The sequence below is a fragment of the Variovorax sp. UC74_104 genome, from assembly GCF_044055375.1.
Taxonomy (GTDB): Bacteria; Pseudomonadota; Gammaproteobacteria; order Burkholderiales; family Burkholderiaceae_C; genus Variovorax.
On the sequence record NZ_CP171978.1, the window covers coordinates 883,362 to 900,000 of the forward strand.

Sequence of the window (16,639 nt, forward strand, 5' to 3'; positions counted from 1 at the left end):
GCTTCTTTTCCTTTTGTTTCGCTTCGATGATAGGCCCGCCACCCAAGGCCGCCGCGAGCTACAGTTCGGCCCATGCGCGCCTCCACCGTCCGCCGATACGCCGCTCTCGCCCTGAGCGCCGCCACCCTCTGGCTGGCGGGTTGCGCGAGCCTGCCGCCGCCGCAGCCGCGCCCGGTGGTCACGGCCTTCACCGATGTGTCGCAGACCGAGCTCGGGCAGCTCGCGGCCAAGGGCACCCCGGGCGGGTCGACATCGCTCTCGGGCTTCAGGCTGCTGCCGGAGGCGGCCTTCGCGTTCGATGCGCGCATCTCGCTCGCGCGCCACGCCGAGAAGTCGCTCGACGTGCAGTACTACCTGATCCAGAAGGACGACGTCGGCCTGCTGTTCCTCAAGGAGCTGCGCGAGGCAGCAGCGCGCGGCGTGCGCGTGCGGCTGCTGGTGGACGACCTCTACACCGGCGGCGAGGACGAGGTGTTCAGCACGCTGTCGGCGTTCCCGAACATCGAGGTGCGGCTGTTCAACCCGCTGCCCTCGCGCGCCGATTCGCTGGCGACGCGGCTGCTGTTCTCGCTGACCGACTTCGGCCGCATCAACCACCGCATGCACAACAAGCTGCTGGTGGCCGACAACAGCTTCGCGGTCTCGGGCGGGCGCAACATCGCCAACGAATACTTCATGCGCAGCACGGCGGCGAACTTCATCGACATGGACGTGCTCTCCAGCGGCCCGGTGGTGCGCCAGATGTCCGAGGGCTTCGACCGCTACTGGAACAGCGAGCACGTGCGCCCCATCGAGCAGATCGCGCCGCTGCGCATGCCCGTGGAGCAGGCGCAGAAGCGCTTCGACGAGATCGCGCGCACGGCGGTGCCCGACGTGGCCATGCACCAGCGCGACGTGCTCGACAAGTCGCCCGTGGGGCAGCAGCTCATCGCGGGCAACGTGGAGCGCTACTGGGCGCCGTCGACGCTGTTCGTGGACGACCCCGAGAAGATCACGCGCAAGGCCGAAGCCGCCTACGAGGGAAGCGTGACCGAGGGCGCGCTAAGCGTCATCAATTCGGCCAAACGCGAGGTGAAGATCGGCTCGCCGTATTTCATCCCGGGCGCGCGCGGCATGGCGATGATGAAGAAGGCCATCGACCGCGGCGGCCGCATCACGGTGGTGACGAACTCGCTGGGCGCCACCGACGAGCCGCTGGCCTATGCGGGCTACGAGCGCTACCGCGCCGACATGCTGAAGATCGGCGTCTCCATCTACGAGATCGCGCCCACGCTCACCGGCAAATCGGGGCGCTTCGGCGACTTCGGCAAGTCGATCAGCCGGCTGCACGCCAAGCTGGCGATCGTCGACGACGAGCGCTTCTTCATCGGCTCGATGAACCTCGACCACCGCTCCGCCGCGGTCAACACCGAGATCGGGCTGGTCATCGACAGCCCCGAGCTGGTGAAGGACTACGACAGGCTCATGAGCGGCGAGCGCGTGAACCTCGGCTACCGCCTGCGCCTGGGCCCCGACGGCCGGCGCGTGCAGTGGCTGGAGTACGACGACGCCGGCGGCGACATCGTCCACGAGGACGAGCCGGGCGAGTTCCTCTGGCTGCGCTTCAAGAACTGGCTGCTGCTGCCCATCGTGGGCGAAGAACTCCTGTAGCCGGCGGCATGCTCCAGCCGGCATGAATGTGGCGGCCATGCCGAAGCCGCCCAAGAAGTAGCCGCCCAGGTCATCTTCCGAACGGGAAGGTGCGTTACATTCCTCGCAAGAGTGTGAACTTTTGTCACAGACGCATTCATTTCCGGAGACTTCGACCATGACCGTTCCCATGCCGCGCGAGTCGATTGCGCCGCTTTCCACCAGCCGTCGGCGTGCGCTGACCGGCCTGGCCGCCGCCACCGCAGCCGCCGGGCTCGGCTTTCCGGCGCTCGCGCAGAACCGGCCGGTGCGCGTGGGAACGACCTTCGACAACAGCAGCGTCGAGAAGGCGAACGGGCAGGGCCTCTACCAGGGCTCCAGCGCCTTCTTCAACGCGCTGAACAAGGCGGGCGGCATCAACGGCACCAAGGTCGAGCTCGTGATGGCCGACGACACCTTCAAGCCCGAAGTGGCCAAGGCCAACGCGCTGGCCTTCGAGAAGGACAGCTCCGTGCTCGCGCTGGTGCACCCCCTGGGCACGCGCCAGACGGCCGAGGTGATGGACGCGGTGCCCGGCATGGCCGTGGTGGGGCCCATCACCGGCACCATCTCGCTGCGCAAGAAGAATGCGCCCAACACCTTCTGGGTGCGCGCCAACTACGACCAGGAGGTCGAGAAGCTGGTGAGCACCGCCGCCGTGCTGGGCCAGAGCCGCATCGGCCTGGTGCATTCGAACGATCCGCTGGGGCAGTCGGTGCTGGCCGCCTTCAAGAACGCGCTGGCCAAGGCCAAGCTGGAGCCGACGGTGATCGCGACCACGCCCAACACCACCAGCATGGAAGTGGGCCCCGCGGCCGAAGCCATCGCCAAGGCCAAGCCGCAGGTGGTGGTGGTCGGGCTGGCCGGAACGGCGCCGGTGTTCCTGAAGGCGCTGCGCGAGGCGGGCAACAGCAGCTCGGCCTACGGCCTGTCGATCACGGCCAGCGCGCTGTCGGCCATGGGCGACCTGGCCAAGGGCCTGGGCTTCGTGATCGTGGTGCCCTCGCCGTACTCGACCAAGTTCGAGATCGTGCGCCGCTACCAGGCCGACATGGTGGCCAACGGCACCAAGGATTTCTCGCTCACCAGCCTGGAGGGCTACCTGAACGCGGCCGTGCTGGCCGAAGGCATGCGCCGCGCGGGTGGCTCGCTCACGCGTGCCTCGGTGATGTCGGGGCTCGCGAGCATCGAGAATTTCGACCTGGGCGGCGTGAAGATCAACTACGGCCGCACCAACCGCGAAGGCGGCCAGTTCGTGGACGTGGCCGTCATCGGCAGCCGCGGACAGATGCTGAGCTGACCGCCTTCAGGCTTCCTCGGCGATTCCCACTCCGAGCAGGCCTTCCAGCAGATTCCGGTCGGCCGCCAGCTCCGCGCTAGGCCCCGCGTGCACCACGGTGCCGCGCTCCAGCACGATGGCCTTGTGCGTCATCTCCAGCGCGAGCACCGGATGCTGCTCGACCACGACGGAGGCGAGCCCTTCGGATTCGCACAGCCGGCGGATCGCCGCCGCCAGCTCTTCCACGATGATCGGCGCGAGCCCTTCCATCGGCTCGTCGAGCAGCAGCAGCTTCGGGTTGGTCATGAGCGCGCGGCCGATGGCGAGCATCTGCTGCTCGCCGCCCGAGAGCTGGTTGCCGTAGTTGCCGCGACGCTCGCGCAGGCGCGGGAAGAAGTCGTAGACGCGCTTCAGGTTCCAGCCGCCGAGCCGGGAGATCACCGTGAGGTTCTCCTCGACGGTGAGCGAGGGAAACACCTCGCGCTCCTGCGGCACCCAGCCCAGCCCCGCGCGCACGCGCTGGTGCGAGGGCCAGCGCACGATGTCCGTGCCCTGCCAGCGGATCGCGCCCTGCATCACGCGGGTGTTGCCCATCAGCGTCTCGAGCAGCGTGGTCTTGCCCACGCCGTTGCGCCCGAGGATGGCGAGGCTCTCGCCTTGCTGCAGGGAGAAGTTGAGCCGGTCGAGCACCACGGCGTTGCCGTAGCCGGCGGTGACGTTGTCGAAGGCGAGTGCTTCAGGCATGGGGGTGTGGGTGGTGATGGAGGTGCGAGCTGCCCAGGTAGACCTCGCGCACGCGCGGGTCGGCGCCGATGTCCGAAGGCGTGCCCTCGGTGAGGATGCGTCCGCCCACCAGCACCGAGATGCGGCGGGCGAAGCGGAAGACCAGCTTCATGTCGTGCTCGATGAAGAGCACGCTGATGTCCGCGGGCAGCGCCGCGATGGCCTCGAACAGCTCGCCGCTCTCGTCCTCCGGCACGCCGGCGGCGGGTTCGTCGAGCAGCAGGATGCGGGGCTTGGCCGCGAGCGCGAGCGCGATCTCGAGCAGCCGCTGCTTGCCGTAGGCCAGCTCGGACACGGGCACGTCGGCGAGGCCGTCGAGCTTCAGCGTGCGAAGCAGCGCATGCGCCTCGTCGAACACCGCGGTGCAGCCTTTCAGCGGCCGCCACCAGGTTGCGCCCAGCCCTTCGCGCTCGCTGATCGCCAGCACCACCGACAGCAGCGGCGTGAGGCTGGGAAAGAGCGTGTTGATCTGGAAGGTGCGCGCCAGTCCCATGCGCGCGCGTTTGTTGCCGGAAAGGCGCGTGATCTCGGTCGCGCCCATGTGGATGCTGCCGCTGGTGGGCTTGAGCACGCCGGTCAGCAGGTTGATGAGCGTCGTCTTGCCGGCGCCGTTGGGGCCGATCAGCGCCTGCCGCGCGCCGGGTTCGAGCGAGAGGTTGACCTCGGCCACGGCCTGGAAGGCGCCGAAGCGCACGCCGAGGTTTTGCGTGCGCAGGCTGTGCGTGGTGTTCGTCATCGCGCCTTCCCCGTGCGAACGAGGCGCGAGAGCGCACCCATGATGCCGCCGCGCCCCAGCATGACGGCCGCGATCAGGAAGATGCCCAGCCAGAACATCCAGTACTGCGGGTTCATGTCGGCGAACCAGTCGTGCACCAGCATGTAGACGATGGCGCCGATCATCCCGCCATAGAGCCGCCCCGTGCCTCCGAGCACCAGGATGATGAGCACTTCTGCCGAGCGGTTGAAGCCGATCGACTCGATGCCGACGAACTGCGTGGTCTGCGCCAGCAGCGCGCCCGCCACGCCCGCCACCGCCGCCGAGAAGGCATAGGCCATGCGCAGCCGCGCCTCCACCGGCGAGCCGATGGCCGTCATGCGCTTGCGGCTGTCGTGGATGCCGCGCAGCGCCAGCCCGAAGGGCGAGCTCAGCACCAGCCGCACCAGCAGGAACATTGCGAGCACCACGCCGAAGGCGTAGCCGAACGCCGTCTTGCCGTAGAGGTCGAATTCGAAGAAGCCGAGCACCGGCGCGATGACCACGCCCTGCAGCCCGTCGGTGCCGCCGGTGATGCCCGAGAGCCGGTTGGCCAGCTCGTAGAGCAGCACGCACACGCCGATGGTGATCATCAGCCGCGTGAGGTCGGCGCCGCGCACCACCAGGTGGCTCAGCGCATAGCCCAGCGCGCCGCACACCGCGAGCGCGAAGACGAGGCCGCTGAAGGGCTCGCTCCAGCCGTACTTGGCCAGCAGGCCGGCCGCATAGGCGCCGGCGCCGAAGAAGGCCGCGTGGCCCACGGTGAGGATGCCCGCGTAGCCCAGCGCCATGTCGAGCGACACCGCGAACAGGCCGAAGATCAGCACTTGGCTCATCAGCGTGAGCTTGTCGGGCAGCAGGAAGAAGCTCGACGCCAGCGCGAGCCAGAAGGCCGCTTCGGCGATGCGCAGCTGCGCGGGGGAAAGGTTCAGGGCTTTCATGCGAGCCCCTTCTTCGCGACGATGCCGTTCGGCCGCACCAGCAGCATGACGATCATGAAGACGTAGATGAGGAATGCGCCGGCCTCGGGCAGGTAGTACTTGCCCGCCACGTCGACGATGCCGACCAGCAGCGCCGCAACGAAGGGCCCCGTGACGGTGCCCGCGCCGCCCACGCAGACCACCATCAGGAAGTAGACGAGGTACTTCAGCGGGAACGACGGCTCCAGCCCCAGCATCCCCAGGCTCAGCGCGCCGCCCAGGCCGGCGAGGCCGCAGCCCAGCGAGAAGGTCAGGAAGAAGAGCCGCTGCACGTGGATGCCGGTGCCGCCGGCCACGCGTTGGTTGTCGACCGCCGCGCGAACCATCGCGCCGTAGCGCGTCTTGCCCAGGCCCAGCAGCAGCGCGGCCAGTACCAGCACGCCGCAGACGATCAGGAAGAGCCGGTAGCGGCCCACCTCCAGGCCCGCCAGCGACACCTGCCCGTCGAGCGCCGGCGGCAGCGTGAAGGGCTGCATCGTCGGGCCGAAGAAGTAGGTGAAGGCCGCGATCGACACGAACACCACGCCGATCGACAGCAGCACCTGGTCCAGCGGATGTGCGCGGTAGAGGCGCCGGTAGAACACGAACTCCAGCACCGCGCCCAGCACGGCCGCCGCCACGAAGGCGGCGGCGAGCGAGAGGCCGAAGCCCACGCCGAACCGGCTCATCAGCACGCTCGCGGCATAGCCGCCCACCATCGCGAAGCTGCCGTGCGCGAGGTTGACGAAATTCATGAGCCCCATCGTGATGGACAGGCCCACGCCGATGAGGAAGAGGAGCATGCCGTAGGCCACTCCGTCGAAGATCACGATGCCCATGAATTTCCTGCTGGCTGACTCGCTGGCTGATTGACTGAACGATCGGGCTGCAGCGCCTACTTGGCGGCCGCGCCTTCCTTCGCCGGGTCCTTCACGCGCTCGAATTTGTCGAACTCCACGTTCACCAGCTGGCCGTTCACGCGCTCGGTCTTGCGGATGTAGACGGTCTGCACGATGTCGCGCGTGACCGGGTCGATCTCGATCGGGCCGCGCGGGCTTTCGAAGCTCAGGCCCTTGAGCGCGTCCATGAACTTGTCGCCGGCGGTGTCGCCCTTGGTCTTGGCCAGCGCGAGGTCGATGGCGGCCATGGCGTCGTAGGCGGTCACGGCGAAGTAGCTCGGGCGCAGCTTGGTGCCGTTGTCGGCGGCGAAGTCCTTCACGAACTTCTGGTTCTTCGGCGAGGGGTGCGCGAAGGAGTAGTGGTGGCTGGTGACCAGGCCCAGCGCCACGTCGCCGGTGGCGTCGAGGTAGCTGTCGTCGGTGGCTTCGCCCGTGGCGTAGAGCTTGATGCCGGCCTGCTCCATGCCGCGCTCCTTCCACACCTTCAGGAAGGCCGGCGGCATCACGCCCGAGGGGAAGAAGAAGAACACGGCCTGGGGCTTGGCGTCCTTGATGCGCTGCACGTAGGCCGAGAAGTCGGGGTTGTTCATCGGCGTGCGCACCTCGCCCGAGACCTTGCCGCCGCCGGCGGTGAAGGTCTTCTTGAAGGCGGTTTCCGCGTCGACGCCCGAGGCGTAGTCGGCGACCACGGTGTAGGCGTCCTTGATGCCTTCCTTGAGCATGTAGCGCGCCATCGGGTCGGTGACCTGCTGCACGGTGAACGACAGGCGCGCCACGTAGGGCGAGCTGGTGGTGATGGCCGAGGAAGCCGCGTTCATCACGATGGTCGGGATCTTCGCCTGCGTGGCGATGGCGCCCACGGCATACGCGTTGGGGCTGAAGTCCAGGCCGGTGAGCACGTTCACCTTGTCGCGCACGATGAGCTCCTGCGCGATGCGCTTGGCGGCGTCGGGCGCGGGGCCGGCGGTGTCCTTCTTGATGATCTCGACCGTGCGGCCGCCCACCTTGCCGCCGTGCTCCTTCAGGTAGAGCGCGATGCCGGCGTCGAACTGGCGGCCGTAGTCGGCGTACGGGCCCGAGTAGGTGGCGATGAGGCCGATGCGCAGCGGCTCGTCGGCCGCATGCGCCGTGGCGCCCGCGAGGCCGAGGCCGGCCAGCAGCAGGGTCGAGAGGAGGGTTCTCTTGGTCATCGTCATGGAAAAGGACCTTTCAGGTGGAGTGGATGCGCCCGCAGGGGCGCTGCTTTCGTGTAACCGGGTGCAAGCGAAGCGCGCGATGATGCCCGAGCCAGGCGTCAGACCTGCGTATCGGGCACGCGCACCGTGAGGCCATCGAAGGCCGCCGTGATGCCGAGCTGGCAGCTCAGCCGCGAGCCGGCCCGGCGCTCGGACGCCACGGCATCGAGCAGCGCGCTCTCCATATCGTCGGGCGGCGGCAGCAGGTCGATGAAGGCGTCGTCCACGTAGACGTGGCAGGTGGCGCAGGAGCAGCATCCGCCGCACTCGGCGTCGATGCCGCGCACGTTGCCGCGGATGGCGGTCTCCATCACGCTGGCGCCGACCTTGGCGTCGACCTCGCGCGTGGTGCCGTCCTTGAGGATGTAGTGAATCGTGGGCATGGGTTTCAATGGAAATGGCGGCCGCCGCCGGGCCGCCCCAAGGCGGGCCGCGCCTCCCCCTCGGGGGGTGGAGTTACACGCAGCGAAGCGGAGTGAAAAGCCGGGGGGCTCATGGCTCTAGAACATGTCGAAGTACTCGCGGTGTTCCCACTCGCTGACTTCGAGGTTGAAGCGGGCGATCTCCGCTTCCTTGATGTGGCAGAGGTAGTCGACGAAGGTCTTGCCCATCTGCGCGTTGAGCATCTCGTCGCGGCGCAGGCAGGCGAGGGCGTCGCCCAGCGAGCGGGGCAGCTGCTCGGCCGGCGTTTCGTAGGGCGCGTCTGCCGAGGGGCCGGGGTCGATCCGGTTGCGGATGCCGTCCAGGCCCGAGAACAGCTGCGACGCCAGGTACAGGTACGGATTGGCCGTCGGTTCGCCCACGCGGTTCTCGATGCGCGTGGCCGACTGGCCCGGGCCGCCGAGCACGCGCAGCATCGCGCCGCGGTTGTCCTTGGCCCAGATCGCGCGGTCGGGCGCGAGCGAGAAGGGGCGGTAGCGCCGGTAGCCGTTGATGGTGGGGCTCGCCAGCGCCGCGGCGCCGCAGGCGTGCGCCTTGAGTCCGCCGAGGTAGTGCATGCCGGTCTCGCTCAGCGGCTGGCCGCCCGCGGCTTCCGGCATGAAGGCGTTGACGCCGTCGCTCCTGCGGCGCAGCGACTGGTGCAGGTGCCAGCCGCTGGACATCACGTTCGGGATCTTCGGCCGGCACATGAAGGTGGCGTGCAGCCCGTTGCGCTGGCAGACCTGCTTGATGGCGCTGCGCAGCAGCACCATGGTGTCGGCGGGCATGACGCCGGCCGTGGGGCCGAAGGTCAGCTCGAACTGGCTGGGGCCGAATTCGATCTCGAGCGAGCGCAGCGGCAGGCCCAGCGCCATGAGCTGCGAGCGCAGCAGCTCCATCAGCCCGTCGACGCGGTCGTAGCGCAGCTCGGTGAGGTACTGGTGGCCGTGCGAGAGCAGCGACACGCGCGGCGGCTCGCCCGGCTTGCCCGAATCGGCCAGGCCCATGCGAGGGTCGTCGAGCCGGAAGACGTGGAACTCCACTTCGAGGCCGGCGATGAAGTCCAGCCCCAGCTCATCGAGCTGGCGCACCGCGCGCTGCAGGATCTGCCGCGTGGCGAAGGGGCAGGGCTTGCCGTCGGCCATGTAGGCGTCGCACATCACCCAGCCGGTGCGCGGCGACCACGGCAGCACCTTGAAGGTGGCGGGGTCGGCGACGATGGTGAAGTCGGCACCGCCCTGCAGGCCCTCGACCGCGAAGCCGCCGCCCTGGGTGAACACCGGGAACACGGTCTTGTGCGAGGTGTCCTTGGCCAGCAGGGTCGAGGTGAGGTTGACGCCCTCCCAGAGGGCCGAGCGCGCCTCTGCGGCGACCAGCGTCTTGCCGCGCAGGATGCCGTGCTGGTCGGGCCAGGCGAAGCGGACGAGGTCGACCTCGCCGCCGTCGATGCGGCGCACCAGCTCCTTGGCCTGCGCGTGCTGGTCTTCGCCCCAGAGGCCGAAGCGGTCGACGAATGTGTGGCTCGTCATGGCGTGTGTGTCCTGTGAGCTGGGGTCAGGCAGCGGCGAGGCGCGCGGAGGCCCAGTCCGACTTCAGGCGCCGCGCGCGGTCGGCGTCCTGCCAGTAGGCCTCGGTGGCGGCCTCGTCGGCGACGTTGCGGCCGATGCCGTCGATGGAGGGCGGCCCGGTCATGGCGCTGGCCTGCGCGGCGTCGATGACCATCGGCGCGCCTTCGCCGGCCAGCGTGGCCTCGATCGCCTTCACCAGCACGCGGCGGTAGGCAATGATCCCCTTGTCGGTGCTGCCCAGGTGCTCGCGCGTGCGGTCTTGAATGGCGCCCTGCGATTCCACCGCCCACTGGTCGTGCACGTTGATGTCGTCGCCCATGCCGGTGTAGGTCTCGGTGAGCTGTTCCTCGATGCTGTAGCCGTAGTTGTTGCGCTTGTTCTTGCGCGAGGTGTAGTCGGGCAGCTCGTAGAGCTTCAGGCGCTGCTCGCGCATCTGCTGCTTGTCGACCGGGCCGGTGAAGCTGGTGAAGATGGCGTACCAGTAGCAGTGCGTGTCGTCCACCGGCACGTGCCACTGCGAGATGGTCATCTCGGAGCTCATCGGGATCACGAAGGCCTGCGGGAACACCAGGTTGGTCACGCGCACGTGGGTGGTGTCTTCCGACAGCTTGCGTAGCGCCTTCAGGCGGAAGCCGTAGTCGGTGGGCTCGACGCTGATGTCGGGCCGGTCGTACTCGCGCAGCACCTTGGTGATGGGCATGTCGGAGTCGGCCGAGGCGCCGCGGAACTGCTTGCCGTAGCTCCCGGAGGTGTCCTCGTCCTCGAAGAAGCGGTGCAGGTACGAGGCATGCGCCGGGTCGATGCCCACCTCGAGCGCCTGCAGCCAGTTGCACTCGAACAGGCCCTTGAACGCAAAGGTGTGGCTGTCGGGCGCGACGAAGCAGTCGAACTCGGGGAAGGCCGGGGGCTCGCCCTCGCCGATGTAGGCGAAGACCACGCCGCTCTTCTCGACCACCGGATAGGCCGACTGCTTGATGCGCGTGCACAGCTTGCTGGTGGCGGGCTCGGCCGGGGTCTCGAGGCAGTTGCCCTTGGCGTCGAACAGCCAGCCGTGGAAGGCGCAGCGCAGGCCGCCGTTCTCGAGCCGGCCGAAGGCGAGGTCGGCGCCGCGGTGCGGGCAGTCGCGGTCGAGCATGCCGAGCTGGCCGCTCTCGTCGCGGAACAGGACGAAGTCCTGCCCCATGAGCTTCATGGGCTTGACCGGGCGCGGGCCCGCCAGTTCGTCGGCCAGGGCCACCGGCTGCCAGTAGCGGCGCAGCAGCTTGCCGGCAGGGGCGCCGGGTCCGACGCGGGTGATGAAATCATTCTGCTCTGCGCTGATCATCGTGCGGGCTCCATCGTGGGGACTGTGGAAAGAGGCTTGCAGCCATTGCATGCAACTGTATGCATTGTCTTGGTGATCCTCAATCCCGGTCAAACTTTCATCTGCCAAATCGCCCCAATCTGGGGTCGGTAAAGGCCAAAATCAGGGTAAACGCTGAGCGTATCGTCGGTTTTTGACACTTGTTGTGAAGCAATGCATGCAACAACTGAGCCAGAGTAAATACGCTGTGTGCAATGCCGGGCCCGTCTCCTAGAATTCGGCCATGGACTCCCAACAATCCCGCGTGCTCGTGCAACTGCGCGACATGATCCTCAAGGGCGAATTCGTGCCCGGAGAGCGGCTGGCCGAGATCCCGCTGGCCGAGAAGCTCGAGGCTTCGCGCACCCCGGTGCGGCTGGCGCTGGCCAGCCTGGAGCACGAAGGGCTGATCGAGCAGTCGCCCAGCGGCGGCTACCAGATGCGCCGCTTCACCTCGCAGGAGGTGGCCGACGCCATCCGCGTGCGCGGCGTGATCGAAGGCTTCGCCGCGCGCCTGCTGGCCGAGGACGGCGCCTCGCGCCAGCTTCTGCGCGACCTCAAGGACTGCCTGGAAGACGGCGACCGCGCCGTCAACAAGCCCAGCATGGAGCTGGACGACTACGCCGCCTACGTCGAGATGAACGACCGCTTCCACAAGCTGATCATCGAAGGCTGCGGCAACCTCGCGCTTAAGCGGGTGATGGACATGCTCGGCGGCCAGCCCTTCGCCGCCCCGAGCGCGATGCTGCCCATGCAGTCGTCGATGGAAGAGGGCCAGCAGTGGATGCGCCAGGCGCACCGCACGCACCATGCGATGGTGCAGGCCATCGAGCGCGGCCAGGGCTCGCGCGCGCAGGCGCTGGGCGAGGAGCACGTCGAGATCGCGCGCATGAACCTCGACTACGCGCTGGAGCGGCCCGAACTCGCAGCCGAGCTGATGCCGGGCATCAAGCTGGTGTCCAAGGGGCGCGGCGGCGCCTGAGCCCCGGGGGTGCCGGGGGCTCGGGGCGCGGCGCTCAGCTGCTGAGCGCGCGCCGCGGAGCCACCACCGCCTCCACCGCCGCGCCGACCGCCAGCAGGCGGTGATCGGTGTTGCCGATGCTGGCCAGCATCAGCCCCACGGGCGCCGTGCCCGCGTCATGGCAGGGCACCGAGAGCGCGCAGCCGTCGAACAGGTTCACCACCGAGGGGTTGCGCAGCATGCGGGCGTTGATGCGGTAGTAGGTGTCGTCGTCCTTCAGCACCTCGGCGATCGGCGGGGCGATGTCGGGCGTGGTGGGCATCAGCATCGCGTCGTAGCCGATGGCGGCCGTGTTGATCGAGCGGATGAACTGCCGGCGCAGCGCCTGCAGCTGCAGGTAGTCGGGCGCGGTGATGGTCTCGCCGGTCCTGATGCGGGCCAGCACGCGCGGGTCGTACCTGGCCGCGCCGGTCTTGATGATCTCCCGGTGCCAGGTGAAGGCCTCGGCGGCGGTGATCATGCCGCGCGGGTTGATGGCCGACGCCTTCGAAAACTCCGTCATCGGCAGCTCGGTGACCGTGGCGCCCGCGGCCGACAACTTGGCCAGCGCCGACGCGTATGCCGCGGCCACGGGCGGCGACAGCTCGTCCTGGAAGAAGGTCTTGGGCACCGCGAAGCGCAGGCCGCGCATCGGCAGCACGCGCAGCGGCCGCTGCAGCTCAGCGGCCAGCACGGCGTCGAGCAGCGCGCAGTCTTCCACCGTCCAGGCCATCGGCCCGGCCGAGTCGAAGGAGGTGGACAGCGGCATCACCCCCTCGAGCGGAATGCGCCGCTGCGTCGGCTTGAAGCCCACCAGCCCGTTGAGCGCGGCCGGGATGCGCAGCGAGCCGCCGGTGTCGGTGCCGATGGCGCCGGCCGCCATGCCGTCGGCCACCGAGATCGCGCCGCCCGAGGTCGAGCCGCCGGGAATGCGGCCGGTCGCGCGGTCGTAGACGTTCTTCGGCGTGCCGTAGTGCGGGTTGATGCCCAGCCCGGTGTAGGCGAACTCGACCGTGTTGCTGCGGCCGATGATGATCGCGCCGGCGCGCCGCAGCCGCTCGACCACGAGGGCGTCGCGCGCCGCGGGCGGCTGGCCGGCCAGCACCATCGAGCCGCCGAGCGTGGTGACGCCGGCTTCGTCGAAGAGGTCCTTCAGCGAGATCGGGATGCCGGCGATCGGCGAGGCGGGCGGGCGGCCGCTCCTGCGCTCGGCGTCGAGCCGGGCCGCGGTGGCGCGGGCCGAATCGGCATGCACACGGATGAAGGTGCGCGCGCCTTCGCCGGCGGGGTTCTGGATGGCGGCCAGCGCTTCTTCCACCAGCTGGCTGCTGCTGAGGCTGCCCGCGGCGAGGCGGCGCGACATCTCTGACATCGACAGCAGGCCCATGGCCCTGCCGGGTGGCGGCTCGGCCGGTCCCTGGGCGAAGGCCTTCGGCCATAGGGAGAGCAGGCCCGTGGCCGCGGCTGCGCCGGCGGTCTGCTGCAGGAATTTGCGTCGTTGTTGTGTCCGCTGCTGCGTCATGGCGCGCTCCCCATCGATCAGATGGAATCGGGCCAGTCTACACAGCGACTGCGGCCAAGACGTTGCCGGCCGTTACGAGGTGCCGGGCACCTCGACCAGCAACTGGGGCCTGTAGCCTTCCTGTTCGCCGTTGCGGGCGTAGCCCAGCGGGTTGGCGACCACGCGGCAGCCGTTCTTGACGTAGTCGGACGGGCAATGCAGGTGGCCGTGCAGCCACAGCCTTGCCTGCGGCAGCAACTCGTCCAGCGCATTGCAGAAACCGGCGGTGCCCGGTGTCAATCCGTAGCGCGGATCGGCGCTTTCCAGGCTGGGCGCGAAGTGGGTGATGGCCACCGTGGTGCCGTCGAAAGGCTCGGCCAGAGCCTGCGTGAGCCAGGCCTGGCAGGCCAGCGCCTGGTCGCGCAGCTGTGCGGCGAGGAAAAGCTCGCCGTTACGCATGGTGGCCGCTTTTTCAAGATAGAAATCGGCCGCGCGCATTGCCTTGCCGCGTTTCTTCAGCCCCTCGGCCAGGCTGTCGGTCGGTTCGGCCAGCGCGTCGAAATCGGCCCAGAGCGTGGTGCCGACGAAGCGGACGCCTTCTATTACCCTGGTTTCGCGCTCCAGCCAGATGATGTCGAGCTCGTCGCAGAGCGCGCGCAGGCGCTGGTGGGTCTCGTCGAAGTCGAGGCTGTCGTACTCGTGGTTGCCCGGCACGTAGATCACCGGCACCGGCCAGCCATTGCGGGGCGAGAAGCGGCCCAGGCCGAAATCCGTGTCGGTCAGGCGGGAACCCTGCTGGTAGGAGCCGATGTCGCCCGCAAGTATCAGCAGGTCCGCGCCCGGCAGCGGCTCGGCACGGAAGCGGGGATGGGACTCCAGGTGCAGGTCGGACAGCAGTTGCAGCTTCATCGTCGGGCCAGTCTAGGTGAATTGCCCCATGCACGACGCGCATAAGGTCCGGGTTGATTCGCTAGGGTTAACCCTTATTCTTGAAGCATCAACCACTCCAGCGCCGCCACGAGCAGCGCACCATCATGTTCAGCCTCATCGCCCAAGTGGCCCGATTCTTCTTTCGCTCTTCCAACGTCAATGCCCCGGCCAGCCATGCCGCCGCACTGATGGAAAGCGCCGACATGCGCGCCGGCCGCGGCGCCCATCACGCCCAGGAACTGCGCGCCGCAGCCAGCGCCTGGCTCAGCGTCGTCCGCTGATCCCTATATATATAAGTAGCAGACAAAGAGGTCAGCCGGGCACCTTCTGCCCGAGGACCGACCCGGCGAAAGCCGCGGCTGCCGAGCGCAACAGCGCATTGCGCAGCCACTCGTGCGAGTGCCCGTGCTGGGCGCGCCGGTGCCAGATGGCGTCGACGTGCACCGGGGGCTGGTCGAAGGGCAGGTCGCGCAGCACCAGCTGGTCGTCGATGCCGGTCACGGTCACGAAGTGACGGGGCAGCACGGTCAGCAGGTCTGAATTGGCGACCACCCGGCCGGCGGTGAAGAACTGGTTCACCGTCACCACGATGCGCCGCTCGCGCCCCATGGCGCCCAGCGTCTGGTCGATGAATCCATAGGGCCGCCCCGAGAAGCTCACCAGCAGGTGGCGGGCGGCACAGTAGTCGTCCAACGTGAGAGGTGCATCGGCCAGCGGATGGCCCCGCCGCATCACGCATACATATTGACCCAGGTAAAGCCGCTGGGTCTCGAACGGCACCCCCACCCCCGACTGCCCCCGCGCCGCGAGGCTCGCGATCACCGCCGGGAAGTAGCCGACCGCCATGTCGACCTCTTCCTGTTCCAGCATGCGGCGCGGATCGCGCGTGGTCAGCGGCAGCACGCGCAGGGAAATGGCCGGCGCTTCCTTCTCGGCAATCTGGACCAGGCCCGGGATGAGCTCGGCCGCGGTGGCATCGGCCATCGCCAACAGGAACGTGGTGTCGGCCGTGCCGGCATCGAATTCGCCGGGGGCCAGCGTGTGCTGCAGCTGGCGCAGGGCGTCCCGCACGGTCGGCCAGAGAGCGAGCGCTCGCGGCGTGGGTTCCACGCCGGCGCCCGAGCGGCGCACCAGTTCATCCCCGAGAACCTCCCGCAGGCGCCGCAACGCGTTGCTCACGGCCGGCTGCGTGATCGACAGGTTGCGGGCGGCGCGCGTGAGGTTGCGCTCCGCCATCACCTCGTCGAAGACGCGGAGCAGGTTGAGGTCGAGCGTGCGAAAGTTGACATCCATCAGTCTTGTGAATGATAAACATCAGAAAGATAAAGTGGATAAACACTGGGGTAATCCCTAATATCACCTCATCGGCCTTGTTCGCCACCACTGATTACCAATGTCCCAGGAGGGATGCATCATGACCAGCTTCGTTCACGTTGACCAACCTACCGTCCACCCCGGCGTCCGTCGCGCCGAAGTCCTGTTCGGCCAGATCCAGGCCGCTCGCGCTGGTGCCAACGGCGCCCGCCCACTCATCGCCCTGCTGATCGTCGCCGTCGCGGCGGCCGTGCTGGTGGTGACCGAGTCGCTCGTTTCCAACTGGAACGACGGCGGCCTCCTGGCTGTCTGGACCGTGTTCTGTGTCGCGGCCATCGGCCTGTTCGCGGTGTTCGCAGGCTCGATCAGCCAGGGTGCCATCGGCACCGCATGGCGCGCTGCTGCACAGCGTCGCGCTGCTGCCCGTGCCGATGCCCGCTTCCTGGATACCGCCAAGAACGACCCGCGCGTGATGCAGGACCTGCAGGCTGCGATGTGGCGCCAGCAACCGGAAGGCACGGTCCCGGCCGCCGAGGCAGCCAAGATCGACGCGCTGGCCCGCATGAGCGCCCGTTCGCAGGAAGTGCGCATGCCCACGCTGTACGAAGCAATGCGTCGCATGAACAGCTCGCGCTACTACTGAGCAACAGCGATCCGCTAATGAAGAAAGCCGCCTTCGGGCGGCTTTCTTCATTTATGAGGGGAGGCGCAGAGCCTCTGCGCAAAAAAGTCTGCGAGAGTGGACGAAGCCTCAAAATCTGTCATATACTCGTGGGCTTCGCTGCTGAATGCCTGTGGTGTTCGGGTCTGACGGGCTCTTCGGGACTGGTTGGATGGGGTGAAGAAAAAGTCTTCGAAAGTTGACGCCGTTTGAAAAAACAGTGCATAATCGGAGGCTTCGCTGAAACGAACTGCTTCAGCGACTTGCGATGAAAGTTGCGGGTTGCGAAAGAAGTTGGCGGATGTGAAAAGCCAAAATAGTTTGGT

General features: G+C 68.0%; 16 protein-coding genes. 5 read left to right on the forward strand and 11 right to left on the reverse strand.

Annotation, left to right across the window (positions count from 1 at the left end; all coding sequences use genetic code 11):
* Nucleotides 1-72 precede the first annotated feature (72 nt).
* Both ACHMXA_RS04350 and ACHMXA_RS04355 read left to right on the forward strand, forming a co-directional pair.
* On the forward strand, nt 73-1,650 hold the full coding sequence (locus ACHMXA_RS04350; RefSeq protein WP_395318784.1) for a phospholipase D family protein: 1,578 nt from the start codon (nt 73-75) through the stop codon (nt 1,648-1,650).
* A 157-nt stretch (nt 1,651-1,807) separates the two neighbouring features.
* Nucleotides 1,808-2,968 (forward strand): ABC transporter substrate-binding protein, encoded by a 1,161-nt coding sequence (locus tag ACHMXA_RS04355; RefSeq protein ID WP_176665555.1) that lies wholly within the window; start codon nt 1,808-1,810, stop codon nt 2,966-2,968.
* Nucleotides 2,969-2,974: 6 nt separating this feature from the next.
* On the opposite strand, the gene ACHMXA_RS04360 is transcribed toward ACHMXA_RS04355, so the two are convergent.
* From ACHMXA_RS04360 to ACHMXA_RS04395, 8 genes are all read right to left on the reverse strand, one after another.
* Complete coding sequence (locus ACHMXA_RS04360; RefSeq protein ID WP_395318786.1) at nt 2,975-3,691, reverse strand: ABC transporter ATP-binding protein; 717 nt, start codon at nt 3,689-3,691, stop codon at nt 2,975-2,977.
* Nucleotides 3,684-4,466 (reverse strand): ABC transporter ATP-binding protein, encoded by a 783-nt coding sequence (locus ACHMXA_RS04365; RefSeq protein WP_395318788.1) that lies wholly within the window; start codon nt 4,464-4,466, stop codon nt 3,684-3,686. The genes ACHMXA_RS04360 and ACHMXA_RS04365 overlap by 8 nt, the downstream gene beginning before the upstream one ends.
* The gene (locus ACHMXA_RS04370; protein WP_395318790.1) at nt 4,463-5,425 is read right to left on the reverse strand and encodes a branched-chain amino acid ABC transporter permease; all 963 of its coding nucleotides are present in this window, start codon (nt 5,423-5,425) and stop codon (nt 4,463-4,465) included. The genes ACHMXA_RS04365 and ACHMXA_RS04370 overlap by 4 nt, the downstream gene beginning before the upstream one ends.
* On the reverse strand, nt 5,422-6,282 hold the full coding sequence (locus tag ACHMXA_RS04375; RefSeq protein ID WP_395318792.1) for a branched-chain amino acid ABC transporter permease: 861 nt from the start codon (nt 6,280-6,282) through the stop codon (nt 5,422-5,424). The genes ACHMXA_RS04370 and ACHMXA_RS04375 overlap by 4 nt, the downstream gene beginning before the upstream one ends.
* A gap of 56 nt (nt 6,283-6,338) precedes the next feature.
* The gene (locus tag ACHMXA_RS04380) at nt 6,339-7,538 is read right to left on the reverse strand and encodes an ABC transporter substrate-binding protein (protein ID WP_395318794.1); all 1,200 of its coding nucleotides are present in this window, start codon (nt 7,536-7,538) and stop codon (nt 6,339-6,341) included.
* A gap of 98 nt (nt 7,539-7,636) precedes the next feature.
* Nucleotides 7,637-7,960 (reverse strand): 2Fe-2S iron-sulfur cluster-binding protein, encoded by a 324-nt coding sequence (locus ACHMXA_RS04385; RefSeq protein ID WP_395318796.1) that lies wholly within the window; start codon nt 7,958-7,960, stop codon nt 7,637-7,639.
* 117 nt (nt 7,961-8,077) lie between these two features.
* On the reverse strand, nt 8,078-9,526 hold the full coding sequence (locus tag ACHMXA_RS04390) for a glutamine synthetase family protein (protein ID WP_395318798.1): 1,449 nt from the start codon (nt 9,524-9,526) through the stop codon (nt 8,078-8,080).
* Nucleotides 9,527-9,551: 25 nt separating this feature from the next.
* Nucleotides 9,552-10,889 (reverse strand): Rieske 2Fe-2S domain-containing protein, encoded by a 1,338-nt coding sequence (locus tag ACHMXA_RS04395; protein WP_395318800.1) that lies wholly within the window; start codon nt 10,887-10,889, stop codon nt 9,552-9,554.
* 262 nt (nt 10,890-11,151) lie between these two features.
* On the opposite strand from ACHMXA_RS04395, the gene ACHMXA_RS04400 reads away from it, so the two are divergent.
* The gene (locus tag ACHMXA_RS04400) at nt 11,152-11,889 is read left to right on the forward strand and encodes a GntR family transcriptional regulator (RefSeq protein ID WP_176665564.1); all 738 of its coding nucleotides are present in this window, start codon (nt 11,152-11,154) and stop codon (nt 11,887-11,889) included.
* A gap of 34 nt (nt 11,890-11,923) precedes the next feature.
* On the opposite strand, the gene ACHMXA_RS04405 is transcribed toward ACHMXA_RS04400, so the two are convergent.
* Complete coding sequence (locus ACHMXA_RS04405) at nt 11,924-13,429, reverse strand: amidase (protein ID WP_395318803.1); 1,506 nt, start codon at nt 13,427-13,429, stop codon at nt 11,924-11,926.
* A gap of 72 nt (nt 13,430-13,501) precedes the next feature.
* Nucleotides 13,502-14,317 carry a metallophosphoesterase gene (locus ACHMXA_RS04410; protein WP_395318805.1) on the reverse strand — a complete coding sequence of 272 codons (816 nt, stop codon included), beginning with the start codon at nt 14,315-14,317 and terminating at the stop codon, nt 13,502-13,504.
* A 125-nt stretch (nt 14,318-14,442) separates the two neighbouring features.
* Here ACHMXA_RS04410 and ACHMXA_RS04415 point away from each other — a divergent pair, with 125 nt between their 5' ends.
* Nucleotides 14,443-14,619, forward strand: coding sequence for a hypothetical protein (locus ACHMXA_RS04415; protein ID WP_176665566.1), 177 nt, complete (start codon nt 14,443-14,445; stop codon nt 14,617-14,619).
* Between the two features lie 31 nt (nt 14,620-14,650).
* Here ACHMXA_RS04415 and ACHMXA_RS04420 read toward each other — a convergent pair whose 3' ends face one another.
* Complete coding sequence (locus ACHMXA_RS04420) at nt 14,651-15,631, reverse strand: LysR family transcriptional regulator (RefSeq protein WP_176665567.1); 981 nt, start codon at nt 15,629-15,631, stop codon at nt 14,651-14,653.
* 121 nt (nt 15,632-15,752) lie between these two features.
* On the opposite strand from ACHMXA_RS04420, the gene ACHMXA_RS04425 reads away from it, so the two are divergent.
* On the forward strand, nt 15,753-16,295 hold the full coding sequence (locus ACHMXA_RS04425) for a hypothetical protein (RefSeq protein WP_395318807.1): 543 nt from the start codon (nt 15,753-15,755) through the stop codon (nt 16,293-16,295).
* Nucleotides 16,296-16,639 lie beyond the last annotated feature (344 nt).